This is a genomic window from Geodermatophilus sp. SYSU D00697, from assembly GCF_054050175.1.
In genome coordinates this window covers 75580-87809 of record NZ_JBJGYV010000007.1, presented here as the reverse complement: position 1 = coordinate 87809, position 12230 = coordinate 75580, and the positions used below count along the sequence as shown (strand labels likewise).

Genomic DNA, 12230 nt, shown 5'->3' with positions numbered 1-12230 from the left:
CTCACCGCAGCTTGTACCGCTGCAGCTTGCCCGTGCTCGTGCGGGGCAGCTCCGTGCGGAACTCGACGGCGCGGGGGCACTTGTAGGGCGCGATCACCTGCGCGCAGTGCGTGCGCAGCTCCTCGGCGGTCACCTCGCCGGCGTGCGCCGGGGCCAGGACGACGAAGGCCTTGACGATGGTGCCGCGGTCGGGGTCCGGAGCGCCGACCACCGCGCACTCGACGACGGCGGGGTGGGTCAGCAGCGCCTGCTCCACCTCGGGCCCGGCGATGTTGTACCCGGCCGAGATGATCATGTCGTCGGTGCGAGCCCGGTAGTGGAAGTAGCCGTCGGCGTCGCGCACGTAGGTGTCGCCGGTGTAGTTCCAGCCGTGCCGGACGTAGACCTCCTGCCGGTCGCCGTCGAGGTACCGGCAGCCGGTGGGGCCGCGGACGGCGAGGTGGCCCTCGGTGCCGTCGGGCACCGGCCGGCCGTCGTCGTCCAGGACGGCGGCGGTGTACCCGGGGACGGCCCGGCCGGTCGAGCCCGGTCGGATGTCGTCGTCGGCCGCGGCGATGAAGACGTGCAGCATCTCGGTGGACCCGATGCCGTCGATGACCCGCACCCCGCTGGCGTCGTGGACCCCGTGCCAGACCGACGCCGGCAGCGGCTCCCCGGCCGAGACCGCCCGGCGCAGGCCCGCGAGCTGCCCGCCGCGGCCGCCGGTCACGATCGCCCGGTACGCGGTCGGGGCGGTGAACAGCACGGTGACGCCGTGCTCGGCGACGGCCTCGGCGAGCCGGTCGGGGGAGGGGTGCTCGAGCAGCAGCACGCTCGCGCCGGCCCGGAGCGGGAAGACCAGCAGCCCGCCGAGGCCGTAGGTGAAGGCGAGCGGTGGGCTGCCCGCGAAGACGTCGTCCGGCTCCGGGCGCACCACGTGCGCCGAGAAGGTGTCGGCGATGGCGAGCACGTCGCGGTGGAAGTGCATCGTGGCCTTCGGTCGGCCGGTGGTGCCCGACGTGAACGCCATGAGCGCCACGTCGTCGGCCGCCGTCGGGACGTCGGTGAAGCCCTCCGGGCGGCCGGCGGTCCGGGTCGAGAGGTCACCGGGCCCCTCACCGCCGTAGGTCACCACGGTGAGCCCGGGGACAGCGGCCCGGGTGAGGTCGTCGGTCAGCCGCGCGTCGCAGAGCGCGACCGTGGGCCGGCACATCTCCCCGATGGTGGCCAGCTCGCCCGCCCGCAGCGCCGGCATCGTGGTCACGACGACGCCGCCGGCCTTGAGGACGGCGAACCAGCAGGCGACCAGGTCCGGGCCGTTGAACCCGCGCAGCAGGACCCGGTTGCCGGGGACCACGCCCAGGTCCTCGGTGAGGACGCCGGCGATGCGGTCGGCCCGCGCGCGCAGCTCGCCGTAGCTCCAGGCCGGGCCGCCGGGGGCGCGCACGCACGGCCGGTCCGGGCCGAACCGGGCGATCGTGCCGTCGAGCAGCTCCGAGGCGCAGTTGAGCCGCTCGGGGTAGTGCAGGGCGCCGAGGTCGAGGACCGGCCACTGACCGGGTGGGGGCAGGTGGTCGCGGCAGAAGGGATCGACGTGGGCCGAGGCCGACAGCGGCGGGGCGCTCAGCGTCATGGGCGGACCTCCCTGCGGTCGCCGGGTCCGGCCGGGCCGCACCCTCCCGCCAGTATGCCGCTGTCATGACGGGAGTCAACGGGGCAGCATGCCGGGGTGCGGGTGGCCTATCGTGTGCCCGTGACCGCCGTCCAGGAGGCGGCGGCGCCGGTCGCCGTCGTCCTGCAGCCCCGCCAGCTGATCGTCAGCCTGTACGGCCTGTACGCCCGGGAGCGCGGGGGCTGGCTGTCGGTGGCCGCCGTCGTCCGGCTGATGGCCGACCTCGGCGTGGAGGAGGCGGCCGTCCGGTCGTCGGTGTCCCGGCTCAAGCGGCGCGGCGTGCTCGACGCCCGGCGGCAGGGCGAGGTCGCCGGCTACGCGCTCACCCCCGAGGCGCTGGAGGTGCTGGCCGAGGGGGACGCGCGGATCTTCGGCCGCCGCCGCGCCCGCGAGGAGGACGGCTGGCTGCTCGTCGTCTTCTCCGTGCCCGAGTCCGAGCGGGAGCGCCGACACCGGCTGCGCTCGGAGCTCACCCGCCTCGGCTTCGGCACCGTGGCGCCCGGCGTCTGGGTCGCCCCGGGACACCTGGGCGAGGAGGTCCGCGAGGTGCTGCGACGGCGCGGCCTGGCCGGGTACGTCGAGCTCTTCTCGCAGGCGCGGGTGCCGGCGGAGGAGGCCCGGGTCGGCGTCGCCCGCTGGTGGGACCTGGACGCGCTGCACGAGCGCTACGCCGGGTTCCTCGATCGCCACGCCCCCGCCCGGGAGCGCGCCGTCCCGGACCGGCCGCTCGACCCGGCCCGGGCCTTCGCCGACCACGTCCGCCTGGTGACCGACTGGCGGGTGTTGCCCTACGCCGACCCCGGCCTCCCGCCCGAGCTGCTGCCCGAGGACTGGAACGGCACCCGCGCCGCCGAGCTGTTCGCCGAGCTGGCCGGCCGGCTCGCCGGTCCCGCCGCCGACCACGCCCGCCGGCTGCTCGACGGGTGAGGGTCGCTCAGCCGGGCAGGACGGCGGTGCCCTGCACCTCGACCAGCGCCTCGTCGTCCCACAGCCGGGCCACGCCGATGCCGGCCATCGCCGGGTAGTCGCTGCCGACCAACCGCCGCCACACCGCCCCGATCTCTCGGGCACGGGCGCGGTAGTCGGCCAGGTCCACCGCGTACACGGTCAGCGAGGCCAGGTGTGCCGGCCGGCCACCGGCGGCCCCCAGCGCGGTCAGCAGGTTGCCCAGTGCCTGCTCGAACTGCGCGACGACGTCGGCGCCGACGATCCGGCCGTCGGCGTCCATCGCGGTCTGCCCGGCGAGGAAGACCGTCCGCCCGGGCGGGGCCACCACGGCGTGGCTGTACCCCGAGGGCCGGGCCAGTTCCGGCGGGTCCACCCGCTGCATCCCCGTCATGGTGCCTCCCTCTCGCTCCCGCCCGGCGGAGCCGGCAGCACGGTGGCGTCGCTCACGACTGGACCGCCCCTCCGTCGACGTTGATCCCCTGACCGGTGATCGCGGCGCTGGCCACGCACAGCAGCACCGCGTCGGCGACCTCGTCGGGCTCGACCAGCCGGCCGATCGGCTGGCGGCGGGCGAGGGCCTCCCGGGCCTGCTCGGGCGTCCGGCCGGTGGTGGCGCTGATGGTCGCCACGGTGGCGTCGGTCATCGGCGTGTCCACGTATCCCGGGCAGACCGCGTTGACCGTGACCCCGGTGCCCGCCGTCTCTGCAGCCGCCGACCGGACCAGCCCCAGCAGCCCGTGCTTGCTGGCGGTGTACGCCGCGACGTAGGGGTCGCCGCGCTTGGCCGCGGTCGACGCCACGGCGACCACCCGCCCCCAGCCTGCCTCCACCATGCCCGGGAGGGCGCGGCGCAGGAGTCGGAACGGGGCGGTCAGGTTGAGGTCGAGCGCCCGGGCCCACTCCTCGTCGGTGGTCCGCGCCAGCGGCGCCGAGGTGCCCGCGCCGGCGTTGAGCACCAGGACCTCCACCGCGCCGCCCCACTCCCGCTCCACGGCGCCGACGACGATCTCCGCGGCGCCGGCGTCGGCGAGGTCGGCGGGCACGACGAGTGCGGGGCCGCCGAGGTCGTCGGCCACCGCGGCCAGCTCGTCGGCGCTGCGGGCGGTGAGCGCGACGGGGTGCCCCTGGGCGGCCAGCCGACGGGCGACGGCGGCGCCGATGCCCCGCCCCGCGCCGGTCACCAGGCAGCGGCGGGGGACCACGGGCGGCAGCTTGCCAGCCGCTCGTGACGACCGTCAACATGACGACATACCGGCTCCGGCGGCGTCCGCCCCCGGCCGCGCCGGCGACCACGGAGGGGTGGTGGGCATGCGGCCCGAGGAGTTCACCGACATCCGCTACGAGGTCGAGGAGGACAACCACGCGGTCGTCACCATCGACCGGCAGGAGCGGATGAACAGCTTCCGCGGCCGCACCGTCGACGAGTTGATCTCGGCGTTCAAGCACGCCTGGGCCGACCCCCGCGTGGCCGCCGTCATCCTCACCGCCGCCGGCGAGCGGGCCTTCTGCACCGGGGGTGACGTCAAGGAACGGGCGGAGACCGGCGGCTACGGCGAGACCGAGTGGGGCACGTTCGAGATCGAGCGGTTGCACCGGGTCATCCGGGACATCCCGAAACCCGTGATCGCCGCGGTCAACGGCATCGCGATCGGCGGCGGGCACGTGCTGCACGTCCTGTGCGACCTCACCGTCGCCTGCGAGGAGGCCACGTTCGCCCAGTCCGGGCCGCGGGTGGGCTCCTTCGACGCGGGGTTCGGCTCGGCCTACCTCGCGCGGGTCGTGGGCGAGAAGCGGGCCCGCCAGATCTGGTTCCTCCTCGACCGCTACGACGCCGCGACCGCCGAGCGCTGGGGCCTGGTCAACGAGGTCGTGCCGCGAGAGCGCCTGCTCGACACCGCGCGCGAGTGGGCCCGGAAGATGGGCTCGTACTCGCCGACCGCCCTGCGGTTCCTCAAGCACTCGTTCAACGCCGACACCGACCACCTCGGCGGGATCTCCCACCTCGCCTTCGACGGGCTGTCGCTGTTCTCGGTCAGCGAGGAGGGGATGGAGGGCGCGCGCGCCTTCGCCGAGAAGCGGCCGCCGGACTTCCGACGGTTCCGGTGACCTGCTACTAGCGCCTTGACGTCGATCGGTCAGCCGTAGAGCATCCGGGGCACTCCCGAGCAGGCCGACGTCGTCCCGAGGGGCAGCCGTGACCGGTACCTTCAGCGTCCCGCGCATCGAGTCCGAGGCCCTCCCCGACGGCCGGCTGCTGGTGCGCTCGGTCGAGCCGCTCGGCGACCACCCGGTCAGCGTCGTGCACTCCTTCCGTGCGGGCAGCGAGGCCCACCCCGACCGGCTGCTGGTCGCGGAGCGGGCGGGAGAGAAGTGGGCGCGCTCGAGCTGGGGCGAGGTGCGCGCGCAGGCCGACCGGCTGGCTCAGGGGCTGCTCGACCGCGGCCTGGCCGACCGGCCGGTCCTGGTCCTCTCGGGCAACAGCCGGTTCCACCTGGGAGTGACGATCGCCGCGCTGACGGTCGGCGCACCCGTCGTCCCGACCAGCGTGGCCTACTCGCTGCAGAGCGCCGACCACGCCGAGCTGCGGGCGATGGCCGACCTGGTCGACCCCGGCCTGGTGGTCGCCGAGGACGCCGCCTTCGCCGCCGCGGTGGCCGCGGTGGCGGGGGACCGGCCGGTGCTCAGCCGGGACGGCGACCTGCCCGGTTCACTGTCCGCTGCGGCGTTCGGTGCCGAGCCCACGCCCGAGGTCGACCGCCGCTGCGCCGCCCTCCGCCGCGAGGACGTGGCCAAGATCCTGTTCACCTCCGGGTCGACCGGCAGTCCCAAGGGCGTGCTCACCCCGCACGGCATGCTGTCGGCCAACCAGCAGCAGATGCGCCAGGTCTGGCCCTTCCTCGCCGAGGAGCCGCCCGTGTTGCTGGACTGGCTGCCCTGGAGCCACACCTTCGGCGGCAGTCACGACCTGAACATGGTGCTGACCAACGGCGGCACGCTGTGGATCGACGACGGCCGCCCGGCCCCGGCGCTGGTCGGGCGGACGGTGCGCAACCTGGCCGACGCCCGTCCCACGGTCTACTTCAACGTGCCGGCCGGGTACGCCGCCCTCCTCCCGCACCTGGAGCGGGACCGGGTCGCTGCGGCGGCCTTCTTCGACCGGCTGCGGCTGGGCTTCTTCGCCGCCGCGGCCCTGCCGCAGCAGCTGTGGGACCGGATCGAGGAGCTGGCCGCCCAGCACGGCGCGCGGATGCAGATGACCACGTCGTGGGGGCTCACCGAGACCGCCCCCGCTGCGACCAGCGCCCACTACCCGATCACCCGCAGCGACGTCCTCGGCGTACCGCTGCCCGGGGTGGAACTGGCGCTGGTGCCCGTGGGCGAGAAGAGCGAGGTCCGCGTGCGCGGCGCCAACGTGACCCCCGGTTACCACCGCCGTCCGGACCTCACCGCCGCCGCCTTCGACGAGCACGGCTTCTTCCGCACCGGGGACGCCGTCGCCCTCGCCGACCCCGACGACCCGGCCGCAGGCCTGGTGTTCCGCGGCCGGATCGCCGAGGACTTCAAGCTCTCCACCGGCACCTTCGTCAGCGTCGGCACGCTGCGACCCCGGCTGCTCTCCGCGTCGCAGGGGCTCCTGACCGACGCGGTCGTCTGCGGCCAGGACGGCGAGTTCGTGACCGCGATGGGGTGGCTGCACCCGGACTCCGCGGGGCGGGTGGACGCGGACGGCGTGCCCGAGGCGTCCCTGCGCGCGGAGCTGGAGTCGACGCTGGCCCGGCTGGCGGCCGGGGGTGGCGGGTCCTCCCAGTGCGTGGAGCGGCTGCTGGTCCTCACCGAGCCGGCGCAGCTCGACGCCGGGGAGGTCACGGACAAGGGCTACGTCAACCAGGCCGCCGTCCGCGACCGGCGTGCGGACCTGGTCGCGCTGCTCACCGCGGACCCGGTGCCCCCTCGGGTCGTCGTCCGTCCGGCGGGGCAGGATCGCTGACGTGCTCGACGGTCACGTCCTGGTGGATGCCCACGTCCACGTGCCCCACCTGGCCACGCTGGCCCCGGCGTGGCTGGACTGGGCCCGGCAGTTCGGCCGGCCCGGCCTGCTGGAGGAGGTCTGGCGCGCCGACGGCAGCCCCGACCCCGCGGCCCTGGACCGGCTCTTCGCCGAGGAGGGGGTCGACGTCGCGCTGCTGTTCTGCGAGTACAGCCCCAAGGCGACCGGCTACCAGCTCTTCGACGACCTGCTGCCGCTGGTCGAGCAGGACCCGCGGCGGTTCCGGCCGGTGGCCAACGTCAACCCGCACCTGCACTTCCCGATCGCCCGGGAGCTCACCCGCCAGCTCGACCTCGGGGCGGCCGCGCTGAAGATCCACCCGGTGCACGGCGGCTTCCGCGCCGACGACGCGGCGATGTACCCCGCCTACGCCGTCCTGGTGGAGCGCGGCGTCCCGCTGGTCGTGCACTGCGGCACCAGCAGCTTCCCGGGGTCGACCAACGCCTACGCCGACCCGCAGCTGCTCGACGCCGTCCTGCGCGACTTCCCCGACCTGCAGGTGGTGCTGGCCCACGGCGGCCGGGGCTGGTGGTACGACGCCGCCGCGTTCCTGGCGGTCTCCCGGCCCAACGTCTGGATCGAGCTGTCCGGGCTGCCACCGAAGCGGCTGCCGGAGTACTACGCCCGGTTCGACCTCGCCCGGCTGGCGCGGAAGTGGATCTACGGCACCGACTGGCCCGGCGTCCCCGGGCAGGCGGCCAACGCCCGCGCCGTCGCCTCGCTGGGCCTGCCCGAGGACGTCGTCCCACTGGTCCTCGGGCAGAACGCGCTGCGGGTCTACGCCGGCCTCCGGGCGCCCTGACCGGACCCCGCGTCGTCCGCCCGTCGGGCATCGGTCAGGATGGAGCGGATGTACCGGGGGAGAGGAGTGGTCGGCCGTGGGCAAGCACCGGGCACCTGACGCGGACCCCACCGACTTCGACGCGGCGACCAGCGCGCTCGTCGACGTCACCGGCGACTACGAGGTCGACGCCGCGCACACCCGCATCGGCATCCGTGCCCGGCACGCCATGGTCACCACGGTGCGCGGGTCGTTCGGCGAGTTCTCCGGCCGGGCGCACCTGGACGCGGCGAACCCGCCGGCGAGCTGGGTGACGCTGCGCATCAAGACGGCGACCGTCGACACCGGGCAGCCCGATCGGGACGCGCACCTGCGCTCGGCGGACTTCCTCGACGTCGAGACCTACCCGGAGATCGTCTTCACCTCCACCGACGTCGAGCAGATCGAGGACGACGTCTACACGGTCACCGGCGACCTCACGATCCGCGACGTCACCCGCCCGGTCTCGGTCGACTTCACCCTCACCGGTTCGGCCAAGGACCCCTTCGGCAACACCCGCGTGGGCTTCGAGGGCGCCCTGGCCATCAAGCGCAGCGACTGGGGCCTGACCTGGAACACCCCGCTGGACACCGGCGGCGTGCTGGTCAGCGACCGCATCCAGATCGAGTTCGACGTCTCCGCCGTCCGCACCGCCTGACGGCGCGGGGACCATCCGGCCGCCGCCGGTCGGTCTCACGGGGGCGGGGGCCCGGCACCACGGACCCGACCGGGGTCCGCTCTCGCCGCGGCTCGGTCGCGGCTGTCCTGCTCACGGTCGGCGCGGGCTGCCGCCCGGTCCTGTCCCGCCGCGACCCGGTCCCGCTCCGCGGCCAGCCGGTCGGCGGCGTCGGCCGCTCGGTCGGCCGCGGCCCGCGCCCGGTCGTCCTCGGCCCATGCCCGGTAGCTCGCCTGGACCTCGCGGTCGATGGCCCGCTGCTCGCCCGTCTCCAGCGGCCCCTCGCCGGCCGCCGCGGCCGCCCGGTCCGCCCACCGCGCCTGTTCGGCCGCGCGCTCGTCGGCGGCGGACTCCCGACGGCTCGCGACCACGGCGCGCGCCACGGCCTGCTGGTCCCGTTCGGCGGCCACCTCGTCGCGGTGCTGGGCAGCCTGCTCGCGGCGCCGGGCCGCCTCGTCCCGCCGACGGGCGGCCTGTTCGGTGCGCCGGGCCGCATCCTCCCGCACCCGCTCGGCGGCGGTCCGCCAGTGCTCGGCACTCGCCACGTCCGGAGCCCCGGCCGTGGGGTTCGCGAGCCAGCGATCGGCGCGCAGACGCTCGTGCTCGACGGCCCGCAGCGCCGCCGCGGCCTCGCTCAGCAGCAGCCGCGCATCGTTGAGGCGGCCCTCCAGCAGGGCCCGCTCGGCCAGGGCGAGGTGCGTGGCGGCGACGTCGCTCTCGGTGACGGCCACCGCCTCGGCGCCTCGGCTCAGTCGCTCCTGGAGCCGCCGGACGTCCTGCCGGAGGCGCTCGGCGGCCTGCTCGGCGGAACCGCGCCCCGGGCGTGCCCGCTCGCCCGGCTCGCACCCGTCGGCGGCCCGCTCGTCGGACCCCTCCATGCGCGAAGCGTTCTCCTCACGGAGACCACGGACAAGAGCCCCGAGCGGCCGACCGGGAGCGATCCCTCAGCGGGGTGCCCGCAGCGCAGCGTCCAGCGTGCTCATGAGCTGCCCGAGGCGGTGGTCAGCGGCTCGCGCCGGGGGGTACCGGCGGAGGACGTCGACCAGGACGGGGGTGGCGCGTTGCCGCGCCTGCTCGATCAGCGCGTCCCCGACCGCGGGATCGTCACCGGCGGTCACCTCGGCGACCCGCGCGGCACTCACGGCAGCACGCAGGATGTGGCCGACCTGCCCCGCCTGCGCGATCGGGTGGAGGTACGCGGCAGAGGCGGCGTCCCCAGCGGAGCGTGCGGCCAGCCGCGCGACCTCGGTCCCCGCCTCCCTCGCCGCCCGGTGGGCGTCCACCGAGGCGACCCGTTGGAGCCTGGTCCTCCGCGCGCCGTGGACGAACTCCCAGGCGGCGTCGACGGCGGCGCGCGGGCGGCCGTCGCCCGGGACGGCGTCCTCGAACACGGGGAGGAGACCCTCTGCGCTCTCCGCCACGAACCGTGCGACGACCCGCAGCTCGTCCATGGTCAGCTCGAAGTCCCCGACCACCGCCGTCATGGACCCGATCCTCCCCGCACCGGCGTCCGCGACGCCGTCCGCCACTGCGCGACGCTGTGCGCTGAGGCGGGGTGTCATGCCGTGGAACCCTGCCTCGACGCACATCCTCCAGCTGTCCCTGAGGCCACCGGGGCCGGCGGTGGGGACGGCGTCGGGCACGACGGCGGGCCCCTCAGCGGGGCGGCATCATCGAGCCCTCGGTGAGGAAGCGGGTGTGCCAGCTCAGCGCCTCGCCGAGCAGGTGCGGGGTGTGCCGCCCGGGGGCGCCGTGCAGCGCGCGCTCGAGGTAGTCCCGCAGCAGCGGCCGGTAGTCCGGGTGCGCGCACTTCTCGATGACCAGCTCCGCCCGCCGCCGCGGCGCCAGGCCGCGCAGGTCGGCCAGGCCCTGCTCGGTGACGATCACGTGCACGTCGTGCTCGGTGTGGTCGACGTGGCTGACCATCGGCACGATCGCCGAGATGGCCCCGCCCTTGGCCGTCGAGGGGGTCATGAAGAAGGAGATGTAGGCGTTGCGGGCGAAGTCGCCCGAGCCCCCGATGCCGTTCTGGATGCGGCTGCCCATCACGTGCGTGGAGTTGACGTTGCCGTAGATGTCGGCCTCGATCAGGCCGTTCATCGCCAGGACGCCGAGCCGCCGGACGATCTCCGGGTGGTTGCTGATCTCCTGCGGCCGCAGCACGATCCGCTCGCGGAGACTCTGCGCCTCGGCGTCGAACCGGGCCGCCCCCTCCGGGCTGAGCGAGAACGCCGTGGCCGACGCCGACACCATGCGGCCGGAGCACAGCAGGTCGAGCATGCCGTCCTGGATGACCTCGGTGTAGGCGGTCAGCCCCTCGAACGACGAGCTCCCCAGCTCGGCCATGACGGCGTTGGCGACGTTGCCGACCCCCGACTGCAGCGGCAGCAGCTCGCGCGGGACCCGGCCGCGGGCCACCTCGTGCTCGAGGAACTCGACGATGTGCCCGGCGATGGCCCGCGAGGCGGCGTCGGCCGGCGTGAAGGGGGTGTTGCGGTCGGGGGCGTCGGTCTCGACGACCGCGACCACCTTCTCCTCGGGGCAGCGCAGGTACGGCACGCCGATCCGGTCGTCAGGGCGCAGCAGCTGGATCGGCCGGCGGGCCGGCGGCAGCGCGGTGCCGTAGTAGACGTCGTGCATCCCCTCGAGCGCGGGGCTCTGCCGGGAGTTGACCTCGAGGACCACGCGGTCGGCCCGGTCCAGCCAGGTCTTGTTGTTCCCGACCGACGAGGAGGGCACCAGGTCCCCGTCGGACGTGATGCCGCTGACCTCGACGACGGCGACGTCGAGCGGGCCGAGGAAGCCCTCCCACGCCATCTGCGCGACGTGCGACAGGTGCACGTCGATGTACTCCATGAGCCCGGCGTTGATCTTCTCCCGGCTGACCGGGTCGGACTGGTAGGGCAGCCGCAGCTCGATGCCGTCCGCGGCGGCCAGCGCCCCGTCCAGCTCCGGGGCGGTGGAGGCGCCGGTCCAGACGTTGACCCGGAACGGCCGCCCGGCCTCGTGCGCCTCGTGGATCTCCCGGGCCAGGGCCTGGGGGACGGCCTTCGGGTAGCCGGCGCCGGTGAAGCCGCTCATCCCGACGGTGTCCCCGTGCCGGATGTGCTCGGCGGCGGCCTCCGCCGGGACGACCTTGCGGGCCAGGCCCGCGTGCCGGATGCGACCCGACTGCGCCATGGCCCGAGGCTACGCGGCCCGGGCCGGCGGCCAGACGGCGAGCAGCGTGCGGACGGCGGTCACCAGGGCCAGTGGCTGGTCGAGCATCGGGTGGTGCCCGGCCTCCGGCAGCTCGACGACCGGCAGGGGACCCGGGGCAAGGGCGACCATCTCGGCGGCCATCTCCCGGGTGACCAGGCCCTGCTCGCAGCGGAACAGCGCGGCCGGCGCCGCCAGCCGGGGGAGCAGTTGCCCCACCAGGGGGCGGCTGCCGAAGGAGCCCGGGTCGAACTTCCACGTCCACCCGCCCTCGACCGGTCGCAGCGAGCTCCGCGCCACGTGCGCCCGGACGTAGGGGAGGAGGCGGTCCTGCGGCGGGAGGGTCCGGAAGCGGGCGAGCGCGGCCTCGAGGTCGGGGTGCACCCGGTGCGCCCGCGGCTGCTCGCGCAGGTCCTGCTCCTCGGGCGGCTGCCGGTCCAGGGGGGAGTCGATGACGGCCACCCCGGCGACGGCGTCCCCGTGCTCGACGCCGGCGGTCAGCGCCACCCAGCCGCCCATGCTGTGGCCCAGCACGACCGGGCGGTCCAGGCCCTCGGCGGCCGCGACCGCGAGCACCTCGCGCGCCCACCGCGCCGTGCCGTACTCCGACCGGCGGTCGCTGTCCCCGTGCCCGCTCAGGTCGGGGGCGACCACCCGGTGGGTGGGCAGCAGCGGCGCCACGTGGTCCCACCACCCGGAGTGCGCCGCCCCGCCGTGGACCAGCACCAGCCCCGGTCGCCCGGGGGCACCCCAGGCGCGGTAGTGCACCCGCGCGCCGTCGACCTCGACGTCCCGGTGCTCGGGGAGCGCGGCGACGGCGGAGGTGAACCACGCCGGCGCCGCCTCGGCGGCGTCCGGGACGACGGTGTGGGACACGGGCACTCCTCGC

Annotated in this window: 12 protein-coding genes; 5 read left to right on the top strand and 7 right to left on the bottom strand. The window is 75.5% G+C overall.

Annotation, left to right across the window (positions count from 1 at the left end; all coding sequences use genetic code 11):
* Position 1: 1 nt before the first annotated feature.
* On the bottom strand, positions 2–1612 hold the full coding sequence (locus ACI79C_RS08675) for an AMP-binding protein (RefSeq protein ID WP_456945233.1): 1611 nt from the start codon (positions 1610–1612) through the stop codon (positions 2–4).
* Positions 1613–1732: 120 nt separating this feature from the next.
* Between ACI79C_RS08675 and ACI79C_RS08670 the strand changes: the two genes are divergently transcribed.
* The gene (locus ACI79C_RS08670) at positions 1733–2578 is read left to right on the top strand and encodes a PaaX family transcriptional regulator (protein ID WP_456945232.1); all 846 of its coding nucleotides are present in this window, start codon (positions 1733–1735) and stop codon (positions 2576–2578) included.
* A 7-nt stretch (positions 2579–2585) separates the two neighbouring features.
* Here the strand turns inward: ACI79C_RS08670 and ACI79C_RS08665 are convergent, their stop codons facing one another.
* Together ACI79C_RS08665 and ACI79C_RS08660 are read right to left on the bottom strand one after the other, a co-directional pair.
* Positions 2586–2990 carry a RidA family protein gene (locus ACI79C_RS08665; RefSeq protein ID WP_456945231.1) on the bottom strand — a complete coding sequence of 135 codons (405 nt, stop codon included), beginning with the start codon at positions 2988–2990 and terminating at the stop codon, positions 2586–2588.
* Positions 2991–3042: 52 nt separating this feature from the next.
* The gene (locus ACI79C_RS08660) at positions 3043–3801 is read right to left on the bottom strand and encodes an SDR family NAD(P)-dependent oxidoreductase (protein WP_456945230.1); all 759 of its coding nucleotides are present in this window, start codon (positions 3799–3801) and stop codon (positions 3043–3045) included.
* Positions 3802–3907: 106 nt separating this feature from the next.
* Here ACI79C_RS08660 and ACI79C_RS08655 point away from each other — a divergent pair, with 106 nt between their 5' ends.
* From ACI79C_RS08655 to ACI79C_RS08640, 4 genes are all read left to right on the top strand, one after another.
* Positions 3908–4705, top strand: a complete 798-nt coding sequence (locus ACI79C_RS08655) for an enoyl-CoA hydratase-related protein (protein ID WP_456945229.1) — start codon at positions 3908–3910, stop codon at positions 4703–4705.
* A gap of 88 nt (positions 4706–4793) precedes the next feature.
* Complete coding sequence (locus ACI79C_RS08650; protein WP_456945228.1) at positions 4794–6587, top strand: AMP-binding protein; 1794 nt, start codon at positions 4794–4796, stop codon at positions 6585–6587.
* A gap of 1 nt (position 6588) precedes the next feature.
* Positions 6589–7449: an amidohydrolase family protein gene (locus tag ACI79C_RS08645; protein ID WP_456945227.1), complete on the top strand. Its 861-nt coding sequence runs from the start codon at positions 6589–6591 to the stop codon at positions 7447–7449.
* A 76-nt stretch (positions 7450–7525) separates the two neighbouring features.
* Positions 7526–8125 (top strand): YceI family protein, encoded by a 600-nt coding sequence (locus ACI79C_RS08640; protein WP_456945226.1) that lies wholly within the window; start codon positions 7526–7528, stop codon positions 8123–8125.
* A gap of 35 nt (positions 8126–8160) precedes the next feature.
* Here the strand turns inward: ACI79C_RS08640 and ACI79C_RS08635 are convergent, their stop codons facing one another.
* The 4 genes from ACI79C_RS08635 to ACI79C_RS08620 all read right to left on the bottom strand — a co-directional run bounded on the left by ACI79C_RS08635 (position 8161) and on the right by ACI79C_RS08620 (position 12217).
* Positions 8161–9021, bottom strand: a complete 861-nt coding sequence (locus tag ACI79C_RS08635) for a hypothetical protein (RefSeq protein WP_456945225.1) — start codon at positions 9019–9021, stop codon at positions 8161–8163.
* Positions 9022–9087: 66 nt separating this feature from the next.
* A complete protein-coding gene (locus tag ACI79C_RS08630) occupies positions 9088–9627 on the bottom strand; it encodes a putative immunity protein (protein ID WP_456945224.1) in 540 nt (179 codons plus the stop codon).
* Between the two features lie 172 nt (positions 9628–9799).
* Entirely contained in the window at positions 9800–11323 is a 1524-nt protein-coding gene (locus ACI79C_RS08625; RefSeq protein ID WP_456945223.1) for an acetyl-CoA hydrolase/transferase family protein, read from the bottom strand.
* A 9-nt stretch (positions 11324–11332) separates the two neighbouring features.
* On the bottom strand, positions 11333–12217 hold the full coding sequence (locus tag ACI79C_RS08620) for an alpha/beta fold hydrolase (protein WP_456945222.1): 885 nt from the start codon (positions 12215–12217) through the stop codon (positions 11333–11335).
* Positions 12218–12230: the final 13 nt, after the last annotated feature.

What these genes read in the sequence shown, in the direction of transcription:
- ACI79C_RS08675 (WP_456945233.1), bottom strand. Translation starts at nt 1,612, where the DNA reads ATGACGCTGAGCGCCCCGCCGCTGTCGGCCTCGGCCCACGTCGATCCC.
- ACI79C_RS08665 (WP_456945231.1), bottom strand. Translation starts at nt 2,990, where the DNA reads ATGACGGGGATGCAGCGGGTGGACCCGCCGGAACTGGCCCGGCCCTCG.
- ACI79C_RS08655 (WP_456945229.1), top strand. Translation starts at nt 3,908, where the DNA reads ATGCGGCCCGAGGAGTTCACCGACATCCGCTACGAGGTCGAGGAGGAC.
- ACI79C_RS08635 (WP_456945225.1), bottom strand. Translation starts at nt 9,021, where the DNA reads ATGGAGGGGTCCGACGAGCGGGCCGCCGACGGGTGCGAGCCGGGCGAG.
- ACI79C_RS08630 (WP_456945224.1), bottom strand. Translation starts at nt 9,627, where the DNA reads ATGACGGCGGTGGTCGGGGACTTCGAGCTGACCATGGACGAGCTGCGG.
- ACI79C_RS08625 (WP_456945223.1), bottom strand. Translation starts at nt 11,323, where the DNA reads ATGGCGCAGTCGGGTCGCATCCGGCACGCGGGCCTGGCCCGCAAGGTC.